An 11843-nucleotide genomic window follows, 5' to 3' on the forward strand; every position below is an offset into this window, starting at 1 on the left:
ATAAGATAAGAATCTCAGAAAATACCATTTTTTTGTGGGGCAGTCAAGCCTTAGAACACTATCCCGGCGTAGCCTACGAAGTCTGAAGGCTCCTCATCTTCGGGCAGTACGTCGTAGCTGGTGGTGTAGTGCAACAACTCCCCTTCCTTTACCCCCAGTGCCCTGGCGTATGCGACGGTCGCGGCCATGGCCCCGCCCCCGCAGGCGTTCAGGTTCTTCGTGGCCTCCGGCACTATTTCCTCGGCGGCCATCTTGAGACAGAGGTCTATAATCCTCTTGTCGTTCTCGTTTTTGACCCACTCAAGGGCCTTTCTCCCGGTTCCATGGTTCTTGAAGGCGTACCGCTGGCCGTAATGGGTGAGGTCGCTGGTACCGACGGTCATTATACTGCCGTCCCGGTCCTTCACGAGCGCCGCCACCCTCTCTCCCAGGACGTGGGCCTGAGCGGTGGGCGGGACCATGACAGGCACTATCCGGGCCTCAGGGTAAAGATACTGTATAAACGGGAGCTGTACCTCCAGTGAATGCTCCATTAGATGGCCTTGCGCGTTTTCCTCCACGATATCACCCGCAGATTTCAGTATCTCGCCCGCCAGGTCGCCGTCTATCTCTATCTCGCCAAGGGGTGTCTTCCATGACCCCTCTCTCATTATGGCTGGTCTGCCTACACCCATCACGTGCACGGAGCCAAAGAGGACAAAGACATCCGGCACGGATGATAACCTGTTTATGGTGCGGAAAACGGCCGCCGCGGTATCGCCTGAGTACGTCCAGCCCGCATGAGGCACAATACCTGCTACAACGCTGGTTTTCCTGGTGCCGGGATGAATGCTGGAACAATTGTCAAGGTGCCGCTGGACGGCCACCTTGCACACACCGCCTGTCTCCGGATAAAAGCCTTGGGCTATAGGACTTCTGATAAACATCTTAGCGCCAGCCTGACGTAAAAGTTTCCACCGGGATTGTTGGAGAATTTATGGGATAAAAATCAAGTCTATCAGCGGCTGTAATTGTTGTCAAAGAATCTTTTTCTACTTTGATTCCTGCGTGATTTTGCTATCATTACAAATCAGGGTAACTAAGTAAGTAAATAAGAAAACAAGAATGAAAGACAGGAAGGACGAAGGCCGGTGCTGGAGCTAAACGGTATAACAATAACGTGGCTTGGCCATGATTCTATCAAGATAGAGGGCGATAACAAGGTCATATACATTGACCCCTGGAAATTAACGGACGCAGGACCTGCCGACGCCGATATAGTACTTGTGACACACGAACACTATGACCACTGTTCCCCGCCGGACGTGGCGAAGGTCTCGAAGAAAGGCACCAGGATAATGACCACGGCCGACACCGCCAGGAAACTGAAGGGAGACGTCATGGTGGTTAAATCGGGAGATACGGTAGAGATAGACGGGGTCACGGTGGAGGCTGTACCGGCGTATAATACAAATAAGAGTTTCCACCCGAAGAACTCTAACTGGATAGGCTTTATCGTTACCGTGGGGGGTAATAAACGGATATACCACGCGGGCGACACCGACCGCATACCGGAGATGGACGACTTTAAGGTGGACGTGGCGCTCGTACCCGTAAGCGGCACATACGTTATGACCGCGGAGGAGGCGGCTGACGCGGTAAACCGCATGAAGCCTAAGATTGCCGTCCCCATGCACTATGGCGCCATAGTCGGCACTGAGGCGGACGCCGAGAGGTTTAAGACGCTTGTTTCGGATGATATAGAGGTAAGGATTTTATGACAGATACATTAACTGACAGCGGCACGGCAGTAGACACGAGGCCGGCCGCCGCTCCCGGCGCGGCCGAGGCTGCTGAGACGGGCAGGGACAGTGACAAGAAGGTGAAGGCGGTGGCCCTGCTTTCCGGCGGCCTGGACAGCACGCTGGCCATAAACGTGATAAAGGCGCAGGGTATAGACGTGGTGGCCCTGAATTTCTCGACCGTCTTCTGTCTCTGCAACCGCACCGATAGCTGCAAGTCAGAGGCCCGGAAGGTCTCCGAGGCCATCGGCATACCGATAAAGGTACTCAACATAACGGACAGCTTCCTGGAGATTGTGAAAAAGCCAAGGCACGGCTACGGCAAGAACATGAACCCCTGCATCGACTGCCGTATAAACATGTTCAGGATGGCGGGGGAGTATATGCGGGAGATTGGCGCGTCTTTTATTGTTACCGGTGAGGTACTTGGCCAGAGGCCCATGTCCCAGCGAAAGGTAGCCATGAGGACCATTGAACGCGAGGCGGGGCTGGAGGGCCTTATAGTGAGACCCCTGTGTGCGAAGCATCTGGAACCGACCGTTCCGGAGAAAGAGGGCCTGGTGGACCGGCAAAAACTCCTGGCCATTAAGGGGCGTTCTCGGAAGGAGCAGATGCAGCTTGCAGACGTCTTTGAGATGAAGGACTACCCGTGCTCTGCCGGGGGATGCCTGCTTACCGACCCGGGATTCGCCGTGCGGATAAAGGAGTTGTTTGAGCACGATATAGACTGCGACCTGAGGGACGTAAAACTGCTAAAGCTGGGCAGGCACTACAGGCTTGACGCCGAGACCAAGGCCATAGTGGGCAGGAACGATGAGGAAAACCAGAGGCTTGAGACCCTTGTGCGGACTGAAGACGCCCGGCTTTACCTCGCTGATATCCCGGGACCGCTGTGTCTTGTGCGCGGCAACCTGACAGACGAGAATCTACGGGCGGCGGCCAGTCTTACGGCGCGCAGCAGCAAGGCCCAGGACATGCCACTTGTCCGGGTTGTCCTGCACCGGGGAGACGTGGAAGGCGTGCTGGAGGTTGCCCCCGCGGACGACGTCTGGGCCAAAGAGCGTATTATTGTCAGGAAAAAATAAGCAAAGGGCGTGATTAGTATAAGATGGGTGAGTCAGCACCTTCCCTACCGGCCAAAACTTTCCCCTTTAATCGCGGTATATATCTGCTGGCCGCAGAGCTCCGGCGGGATTACCGGCTAAGGATTGGCAGACTTGGCAAACACCTCTTCCCTCAAGGTTGTTATCTTTATGTCGGCAGCGCGCAAAGAAACCTGCGACAGCGGCTGACGCGGCATCTCACAAGAAAATCTCCCGGCAAAAAACCCCACTGGCATGTTGACTACCTGCTTGCCCACGCGCGAGTTAAGCATATCTGGGGGTTTGACGCCCCGAAGGAATGGGAATGCAGGCTGGGACGGCGTCTGGCGGGCGTTAGCGGCCTGGAGACGCCGCTCAAGAGATTTGGCTCCTCAGATTGTCACTGCAATACGCACCTGTACTACATGCCGGGAGACGAATCTCCCGCAGTATCTATTACTACCTTAGGGGCGCTTGGTCCCGACGGGTATCCATCCTTTTATTATGGAAATGCTTGAAGTAGATAAGACATGAAGGCCCCGGCGGACATGACACCCATGATGAGGCAGTATCACTCCTTCAAGGAGAGATGCAAGGACGCCGTACTATTCTTCCGGATGGGTGACTTTTATGAGATGTTTTACGAAGATGCCCGGATTGCGTCCCGGGTGCTGGGTATAGCGCTTACGTCGCGCGCCAAGGGTGAGAAGGCCGTGCCCATGGCTGGCGTGCCGCATCACGCGGCGGGCCCCTATATACAGCGCCTCATAAAGGCCGGGCATAAAGTGGCCGTGTGTGAGCAGGTGCAGGACCCGCGTGAGGCCAAGGGGGTGGTGGACAGGGATATTACCCGGATAATCACGCCGGGCACCCTTACCGACGAGAACCTCCTTGAGGACAAGCGGAACAACTATCTTGTTGGCATACTCCCAGGCAGTGACACGGCGGGTATCTCGTGGGTGGATCTCTCTACGGGGAGATTTGAGCTTACTGACGTACCGCGTGGACGACTGATGGATGAACTGTACCGGCTCAGGCCGTCCGAGTGCATAATACCGGAGTACGCACACGATGACGAACTGATGAGTGGACTGGGCGTCGGTCTGGGGATTACGGTAACCCGGAGGCCGGGCTGGGAGTTTTCACAAGACTCTGCCTACAAGACACTGCTTGAGCACTTCGGGACCACCAGCCTGGAGGGCTTCGGTTGTGAGGGGTTGGGACCGGCCATACGTGCCGGCGGGGCGGTAGTGCAATATCTCAAAGAGACGCAGAATAATTCCCTGGGGCATATCGTCAACCTGAGACGCTTCAACAGCGGAGACACCCTGCTGATAGACGCTGCTACGCAGATGGGGCTTGAACTCGTTGAGACGGTCAGGACGAGGCAGGTCGAGGGGTCGCTGTTGTGGGTACTTGATAAGACCCGAACGGCGATGGGCGCGAGGCTCCTCAAGGAATGGATACTCTTCCCGCTGGTCTCCTCCGAAAAGATACGCTTTCGCCAGGAGGGCGTGAGCGAACTGCACGGTAATCACACGCAGAGAGAGTCCCTCCGCACGCTTCTAAAGGAGGTGTCCGACTTAGAACGTATATCTACGCGGATTAGCACGGGGCGTACGAACGCCAGGGACCTGGTCTCACTGAAGAATTCGCTGGAGGTGCTGCCCGGACTGAAGGAGGGACTTTCCGGCGCCGGGTCGGGTATTCTGGAGTCTGTCCGCGACGGACTTGATGATGTTAAGGAGGTAAGGGTGCTGACAGCGACTGCGTTCGTTGACAGCCCGCCTCAGACCGTGCGAGACGGCGGAATGATAAGAGAAGGTTACAGCCCTGAACTGGACGAATTGAGAAATATCCGAAGAAACGGACGGGAATGGATAAAAAACTTCCAGGCCGTGGAGATGCGCCGGACGGGCATACCGTCCCTTAAGGTACACTACAACAAGGTCTTCGGGTACTATATAGAGGTTACAAATACCCACAAGGACCGTATACCGGGGGACTATATCCGTAAACAGACGCTTAAGAATGCGGAACGCTATATTACCCCCGAGCTAAAGGATTATGAGTCACGGGTGCTGACGGCGGAGGAGAGGTCTAAGGAGCTGGAATATCAGCTCTTTGAGAAGGTTAGGTCCGAGGTTGCCGGCTATACGCCCGTGATTCAAAGGGTGGCAGGCAAAGTAGCGCAACTTGACGTGTTGCTCAGTTTTGCAACTGCCGCCGCCGAGAACGATTACACCTGTCCTGAAATAACCGAAGGAGATGAACTGCGGATATCCGACGGCAGGCATCCCGTGCTCGAAAAGACTCTGGGCAGGGGAAGATTTGTACCCAACAGTATAGACATGGACGACAGGTCAACCCGTGTCATGGTCATTACCGGGCCCAACATGGCAGGTAAAAGCACCTACATTCGCCAGGTGGCCCTAATCACGCTTATGGCCCAGATGGGGAGTTTCATCCCTGCGAAAGAGGCAAAGATTAGCGTGGTTGACAGGATATTTACGCGCATCGGGGCATCGGATGAACTACACCGCGGACAGAGTACCTTTATGGTGGAGATGCACGAGGCGGCAAATATACTCAATAATGCCACCGACCGAAGCCTTATAATACTCGATGAGATAGGCAGGGGTACCAGTACATTTGACGGCCTCAGTATAGCCTGGGCCATGACCGAGTATATATTCAGGAACGTCAGGGCAAGGACGCTGTTCGCCACCCACTACCATGAACTTACAGGGCTCGCAGCCCTCTTCCCGGGGATAAAGAACTACAATGTTGCGGTGAGGGAGTGGGGGAACAAGGTGATATTTCTCAGAAAAATTGTTGAGGGTGGTTCAGATAAAAGCTATGGTATACATGTGGCGCGGATGGCCGGGGTACCGGGAGAAGTGATTAAAAGGGCCGGGCACATCCTGGAACAGCTTGAGACCAACTCCCTGGACGTTTATCAGAGACCCAGGCTGGGCCAGCCGGCGACAAAAGGAGGAAAAGACGTTCAGCTGTCCCTCTTTGTGCCAAAAGAACAGGCCGTACTGGAGGAGCTACAATCATTGGATATTACGGGACTCACACCTCTAGAGGCACTGAATAAACTGGAAGAGCTAAGGCGCGGGCTCACGGAAACTGAAGGTGAACAGGCATAAGGGTGGATTGCAAAGAGAGTTAAAAATTTCGGTCTGAACGCCGGATTCTTGGTTGACATTCTGGCTATTGCTTATATAATAAGGAGTTAGGAAAATACATTGATGTCTTTAAGCCCGGGAAAGAACGATGCAAAAGGACTTTGAAGGAAGACGCCGATTTAAGAGGCGTATATCCGTAAAGTGGATAATACTAATCTCGTTTATAGTAGTATCGCTGGGGATAGGGTCTTTCTTTGTCGTCAGGAATCTTGGTTACTATAATGTGCAGCCTTCCGAGGTTGGAATTGTAGTAAACAACCTGACGGGAAACGTAAAGGCGATCGACCGTGCGGGCGTAATTATCTACATACCAATCCTCCAGGATATATATATCCTCGACAAGGAGGAGCAGGTCCTGTATTTGTCCTTCGACAACATCACTCCTGACTACCCGAAGGGCAACCCCTTATGGGTCAAGTCAATAGATGGTGGTGACGTTTCCCTCGACCTGCTTATACGTTACGTAATGATTCCAGAGAAGGCGGCCTTCGTTATCCTGGATTCAGGTCCGGGTGCCGCCTACAAGAAGAAATGGACCTTCGATTACATCAGGGCGGTAATGCGATATAACATGGGCGAACTTTTGATAGAAGACTTCCCGAACTCGGCCAAGCGCGACAGGAAGGCGCAACAGGCGATCGATGAAATAAACGAGGTTATAGAACCGCGCGGGATCAAGATAACTGCCATAAACGTCCTGGACTATCGATACTATCAGGAATACTGGGAGAAGATCCTGGCAAGGAGGCTTGCGGATAAAGAGGTGGAAGTGCAGATAGACAGGGCGGAGGCTGCCAGGGAGAACCGAAGGCGTGTAAAGGTTGAAGAGGGCAGGAGGATGGACACGGAGGTATCCAGATACAGGGGCGACCTCAACAAGAGAGAGCTGGGGGCCGACGCCAAGGCCGAACAGACGCGGCGCGACGCAGATGCGTATTACAAAAAGGTAACTATTGAGGGTGATGCGGAATTCGAGAGACTGAGACAGAAGTCAATTGGCGTCCTGGCGGAGAAGCAGTCTGAGGCAGGAGGTATCATGGCCCTTCGCCGCGCACTCGAACGTCCGGGAGGCCGGCAGTTGGTGAAGCTGGAGTACGCAAAGAGGCTCAAGGAAGCAACTGTACAGGGAACCCCCGTCTTAAAGGCCAATCGGGAGATTCCGCAGCTCCTGAGGGAAAGTGAGAGAATCGAGAGGATCGAGCCAAGACCGGCTGTGGCTGCCGGCGAGGAAAGATGATTATAGAGGATCAAATCTGTGGGATCTAAGAGAAGCATATACGCCTACGGCGGGATAATTGGTTTTTTTGTCGTATTTTTTGGTATAGCGGTTCCATTTTGTATTTTCAAGGTACAGGTGAACCAGATAGGAGTATGGACGAAGGTATGGCCTGTAGGCGTCACGGATTTCACAAGGGGAGTAGTGGAGGAGGACTATTTTGTAGGCTGGCACAGGGGCATTCCGATTGTGGACTATTGGGACGTGTATGACGCCACGGTCCAGACGTTGAACAGGACGTCGGACAAGGTAGGCGGCAGGCGCATGGAGCCTATCCAGGTGAGGACGGTTGACGATTATGACGTGAGTGTGGAGTTGATTTTGAAGTACAAGATACGGAGGGGTTCGGCGTGGCGTTTGAGGAAGTTGCTTGGGCCCGGCAAGGCTGGCAGTCCGAAGGGCAAGGTCAGGTACCAGGTTATTTTAGAGAACGAGATGGTGGACGTGGCACGAAGTGTATTTGGTAAGATGACGGAGAAGCATCTTTACGACCCGTATGAGAAGCGCAAGCGTGCGAAGCAGGCGTTGGTGGAGCTTCAGAAGAGGATGGACGACAGGTTTTTGGACATGATAGACGTGTTGTTATTGGATTTGAAGTTTGACCCGAAGCTTGACAGGAAGATTAAGAACGTGAAGCTTGCGGAGTTGGACATTTTGCTGAACATATCTCAGGCGAAGGCTGCGGACTACAGGGGCATAACGAACATAATAGACGCAGACACGGAGGCCTGGGTGGAGCGTATAGAGGGTGACCGCAAGGCGAAGTTTACCATTCTGGAGGCCCTTTTGAACCAGCGGATAGCGGAGATAATGGCGGCTGCGGGTAAATACATGGTGGAGAAGAAGGCCAACGCGGACCGTTACAAGGCCGACGAAACGGCGGCCGGGAGGCTTCTGGTGAGGAAGGCGCTTGCCGAGGGGCAGAACCTGAAACGTGCAGCTATGATAGGCGTTGGAGGCGATCTCATTGTTGCCCTGGAGGCCGCGAAGAACATCAACCTCGGCTATCTGGAATTCACCACACAGCGGGTTGACCTGCTCGAGATAGAACAGATGGTGCAGAAGTTCGGCGTGGCACCACTGAAGGCGACAGAGTAGCCCCTGCGTTTAAAACCGTTGGGTGTTAAACCCCTGAAAGAACACCTTCCCTGTATAACACTCCTTTAAGATTGTGACACCCTTTTGAGTCTTATTACGTACTTACTAATGTCTTCCGGGTTGGTTCCTGTCAGGGTCTCATTGAAGTTCTTAACCATGCCTATTTTAATGCCCTTGATTATAAAATCACGGTCTGTGACCAGGATGTTGTCAAGGTTGTAGACCATTATGTTGAAGACGACAAGCCGGTAATCCCTCTCGGAGAGATTTTTTATCTCTCCCGTAACCTTCGCAGAAGAACCAAAGCGCTTAAAGCTCACGTCTCTGACATAAAAACCTTCACCAACACCCTCATAGCCCTCTTCCTCCGGGGTCTTTGGTCTGGCCTCTTCCTCTGTGGCCACCTGCTTGGCTTCCGCAGTCTCCTTCTCGGTAAAGAGTTCTTCCGGAGGGGCCACACCCGTATTAGTTTCAATATTTTTTACCCTGCCCAGCAGGACGGCGAGGGTCCTTGACTGCTTTTCCGAGGCGGCCAGGAAATCTTCCAGGATGGTGAGCCGGTCTACCAATAATGATTCCAGAGCGCCCAGCTTTTCCTTTTGCCCGGAGGACTCCTTCAGCAGGGTATCGATGTCTTCCCTCTGCTTGGCCAATGTCTTCTTTATCGGGTCCAGCGGCCTCATGAAGTCTGCGTATCTGTTTGCGAGCACGGCAGTAATGGCTGCTTGTTCTTTTATTTCTTTCGATAACCCGGCGGTGCTCTTTTTAAGTATATTTAACGTGCGCCCGAACTTCACCATCGGGTTGTCCTCGGTAGCCCCGCCGAGGGCCGTCTCCACCTTGGTCATACGTGCATTTATTGAGGATAAGCTGCCGCGCAGCGCGCCGACGCTGTCTGCGATTTCCTGAAGGCTCTTTTTCAGTTCCGGATTTACGCCTGTAGTTTGATTTACCTTTTTCTCAAGTTCATCCAGCTTATTAGACATTGCCGCGGTAGAGCGCATCCACTCCATAAGTGAGCGCTGGAACGCGTTGAAGTCCTCCGCGACGTCGTCCCGCGATGCGCCGGTAAATAACGCAAGGGAAAGAAACGCCACACACAAGCTTTGTGTCAATTTCATACCGCAGTATCCTTTCAAGTAACACCTGCCGCCTGGCACGTGCGGTAAAACATTTATGTTTACATATAGCAGTATACAACTTTGACCCGGTTTGTCAACTTTGTGGCTTCGAGTAACTATTCAGGTTTGCCGGCATTACCGGTGAGCCTGACGAGGTGGGCATATTCCTGGAGAAGTGTTTTTCTGCCCGTTGGGAAATCTACCACAACCATTAGAGATTTCCCGTAGCCTCGTGTCTCTACCACACGGCCTACGCCGAACGTTGAATGTCTGACCAGCTCACCGGCGGCGGGCCGGTCGGCCTCGGCCACGTAATCAGCCCCGGCCTCTTTAATAAATTGAGTCGTCGAAATAGTCTTATCTTCCTTCGCGATAACGTCCGCAGGAAGTTCGTCAAGGAAGCGTGAGGGTATAGACGGTACTATTGAGCCGTATCTTAAGCGTCTGCCGGCATGGCTCAGTCGAAGCTCCTCCATGGCGCGGGTGATACCGACGTAAAAGAGCCTGCGCTCCTCCTCAAGTTCTTCCGTCGTATCCATGGACTGGGCATGAGGCAGCAAACCCTCCTCCAGTCCGGCGATGAAGACGACGGGGAATTCAAGACCTTTTGCCGAGTGCAGTGTCATAAGAGCCACGGCCTCCGTACTACCGTCCCACGCGTCTATGTCCTGCACCAGGGCAACCGTCTCAAGATAATCATTAAGCGAGCCTTCCGGGTGGTCCCTGTCGTACTCCTCTGCGGCATTTACCAGTTCCTCTACGTTAGCCACACGCTCCAGCCCGCGCTCCCCGGATGATTGCTCCAGGTAGGTTATGTATTTTGTCTGGGCCAGCATCTCTGTCACCAGTGGCGCAACGGGATAGCCGGGCATCTTCCTCAACTTCGAGAAGAGTCCCGCAAATGACCGAATACCGCTGGCCGCCTTGCCCCTTATGCCGGGGACATCAGATTCAGCGGCCTCAAGCATCTTTTTCCCGTTAGCGGCAGCCCATGCCTTTAGCCTGGAAAGAGAGGTCCGCCCTATGCCCCGGGGGGGGGTATTGACTACCCGTTCAAATGCGACCTGGTCATCGGGGTTTACCAGCAGCTTCAGGTAGGCCAGGACGTCTCTTATCTCCGCTCGCTTATAGAATTCCACAGCCCCTATAATCACGTACGGTATCCCGGCCTTCATCAAGGCGGCCTCCAGGACTCGTGACTGGGCGTTTGTACGGTAAAATACCGCGATCTCCGAACACTTGCGCCCTGAGTTCATGAGGTCCTGGATATGAGAGGTTATTTGCTCGGCCTCGTAGCGTTCATCGTGGGTGTAAACCAGTGATATGTTTTCGCCCGCGGGGTTTTCGGTCCACAGGCCCTTCGTCTTTCTTAACTTGTTGTGTTCAATCAGTTCAGAGGCGGCCCGGAGTATGTGTTTTGTGGAGCGGTAGTTTTGTTCCAGCAGTACCACCTTTGTGTCCGGGTAATCGTTCTCAAAGTCAAGGATATTGCCGAGGTTCGCGCCTCTCCAGCCGTAGATAGACTGGTCGGGGTCCCCGGTGACACAGATGTTTCTGTATTTACCTGCCAGGAGTTTTTGCAATACATACTGCGCGAAGTTGGTGTCCTGGTACTCGTCTATCAGTATGAACAGAAATGTATTCTGGTACCGTTCCAGGACGTCCGGGTATTCGTTGAAGAGTTTTATGAGCTTTACCAGCAGGTCGTCAAAGTCAAGGGCGTTGTTAGCCTGAAGGATGGCCTGGTATCTTGTGTACACCTTGGCCGCGGTCTGGTGATAGTAGTCCGACCTTTCCTTAAGGAGGCCGTCCGGTCCCAGGAGTTTATTCTTGGCCACGCTTATTGTGGCGGCCAGGGAGGCCGGTTTCCAGTGGGTCGAGTCAAGTTCCAGTTCGTTCAGGGCGGTCTTGACAACGCCCAGTGTGTCGGCGGTGTCGTAGATACTGAAGTACCGGGTAAAGCCTAACCTTTCCACGTTGCCGTCCATCCGCAGTATGCGGGTACACATGGAGTGGAACGTTGATATCCACATGCCGGGATGCGAGTAGTGCTGTGCCACCCGGTCCTTCATCTCCTTAGCGGCCTTGTTGGTGAACGTAAGGGCGAGGATGCTGTAGGGGTCGATTCCTTCCTCTATCATGTAGCAGACCCTTCTGGTAATGACCCTTGTCTTGCCGCTGCCTGCCCCTGCCAGTACCAGCAGGGGGCCTTCGACCTGAGTAATGGCCGCGCGCTGCGGCTCGGTAACGTCATCCAGGAGATTGCTTGGGGATTTTTTTGGCGTCATAGT

Annotated in this window: 9 protein-coding genes; 6 read left to right on the forward strand and 3 right to left on the reverse strand. The window is 53.8% G+C overall.

Annotated features, from left to right (window positions below):
- Positions 1 to 50 precede the first annotated feature (50 nt).
- Positions 51 to 926: an AmmeMemoRadiSam system protein B gene (gene amrB / locus NOU37_06025; protein ID MCQ4574788.1), complete on the reverse strand. Its 876-nt coding sequence runs from the start codon at positions 924 to 926 to the stop codon at positions 51 to 53.
- Between the two features lie 204 nt (positions 927 to 1130).
- Between amrB and NOU37_06030 the strand changes: the two genes are divergently transcribed.
- From NOU37_06030 to NOU37_06055, 6 genes are all read left to right on the forward strand, one after another.
- A complete protein-coding gene (locus tag NOU37_06030; protein ID MCQ4574789.1) occupies positions 1131 to 1760 on the forward strand; it encodes an MBL fold metallo-hydrolase in 630 nt (209 codons plus the stop codon).
- On the forward strand, positions 1757 to 2866 hold the full coding sequence (locus NOU37_06035; protein MCQ4574790.1) for a 7-cyano-7-deazaguanine synthase: 1110 nt from the start codon (positions 1757 to 1759) through the stop codon (positions 2864 to 2866). Before NOU37_06030 ends, NOU37_06035 begins: the two co-directional genes overlap by 4 nt.
- Before the next feature lie 23 nt (positions 2867 to 2889).
- Positions 2890 to 3381 carry a GIY-YIG nuclease family protein gene (locus tag NOU37_06040; GenBank protein MCQ4574791.1) on the forward strand — a complete coding sequence of 164 codons (492 nt, stop codon included), beginning with the start codon at positions 2890 to 2892 and terminating at the stop codon, positions 3379 to 3381.
- 12 nt (positions 3382 to 3393) lie between these two features.
- Positions 3394 to 6018 (forward strand): DNA mismatch repair protein MutS, encoded by a 2625-nt coding sequence (mutS, locus tag NOU37_06045; GenBank protein ID MCQ4574792.1) that lies wholly within the window; start codon positions 3394 to 3396, stop codon positions 6016 to 6018.
- Positions 6019 to 6145: 127 nt separating this feature from the next.
- Positions 6146 to 7294, forward strand: a complete 1149-nt coding sequence (locus NOU37_06050) for an SPFH domain-containing protein (GenBank protein ID MCQ4574793.1) — start codon at positions 6146 to 6148, stop codon at positions 7292 to 7294.
- Positions 7295 to 7312: 18 nt separating this feature from the next.
- Entirely contained in the window at positions 7313 to 8431 is a 1119-nt protein-coding gene (locus tag NOU37_06055; GenBank protein ID MCQ4574794.1) for an SPFH domain-containing protein, read from the forward strand.
- A 65-nt stretch (positions 8432 to 8496) separates the two neighbouring features.
- On the opposite strand, the gene NOU37_06060 is transcribed toward NOU37_06055, so the two are convergent.
- Both NOU37_06060 and NOU37_06065 read right to left on the reverse strand, forming a co-directional pair.
- Positions 8497 to 9552 (reverse strand): hypothetical protein, encoded by a 1056-nt coding sequence (locus tag NOU37_06060; GenBank protein ID MCQ4574795.1) that lies wholly within the window; start codon positions 9550 to 9552, stop codon positions 8497 to 8499.
- A gap of 116 nt (positions 9553 to 9668) precedes the next feature.
- The gene (locus tag NOU37_06065; GenBank protein MCQ4574796.1) at positions 9669 to 11840 is read right to left on the reverse strand and encodes a UvrD-helicase domain-containing protein; all 2172 of its coding nucleotides are present in this window, start codon (positions 11838 to 11840) and stop codon (positions 9669 to 9671) included.
- Positions 11841 to 11843: the final 3 nt, after the last annotated feature.

The sequence above is a fragment of the Candidatus Bathyanammoxibius amoris genome (genome assembly GCA_024451685.1).
GTDB classification, from domain to species: Bacteria; Planctomycetota; Brocadiia; order Brocadiales; family Bathyanammoxibiaceae; genus Bathyanammoxibius; species Bathyanammoxibius amoris.

Excerpts from the sequence above, each read along its gene's own strand:
- mutS (MCQ4574792.1), top strand. The coding sequence starts at position 3,394 with ATGAAGGCCCCGGCGGACATGACACCCATGATGAGGCAGTATCACTCC.
- NOU37_06065 (MCQ4574796.1), bottom strand. The coding sequence starts at position 11,840 with ATGACGCCAAAAAAATCCCCAAGCAATCTCCTGGATGACGTTACCGAG.
- NOU37_06060 (MCQ4574795.1), bottom strand. The coding sequence starts at position 9,552 with ATGAAATTGACACAAAGCTTGTGTGTGGCGTTTCTTTCCCTTGCGTTA.
- NOU37_06040 (MCQ4574791.1), top strand. The coding sequence starts at position 2,890 with ATGGGTGAGTCAGCACCTTCCCTACCGGCCAAAACTTTCCCCTTTAAT.
- amrB (MCQ4574788.1), bottom strand. The coding sequence starts at position 926 with ATGTTTATCAGAAGTCCTATAGCCCAAGGCTTTTATCCGGAGACAGGC.
- NOU37_06050 (MCQ4574793.1), top strand. The coding sequence starts at position 6,146 with ATGCAAAAGGACTTTGAAGGAAGACGCCGATTTAAGAGGCGTATATCC.
- NOU37_06035 (MCQ4574790.1), top strand. The coding sequence starts at position 1,757 with ATGACAGATACATTAACTGACAGCGGCACGGCAGTAGACACGAGGCCG.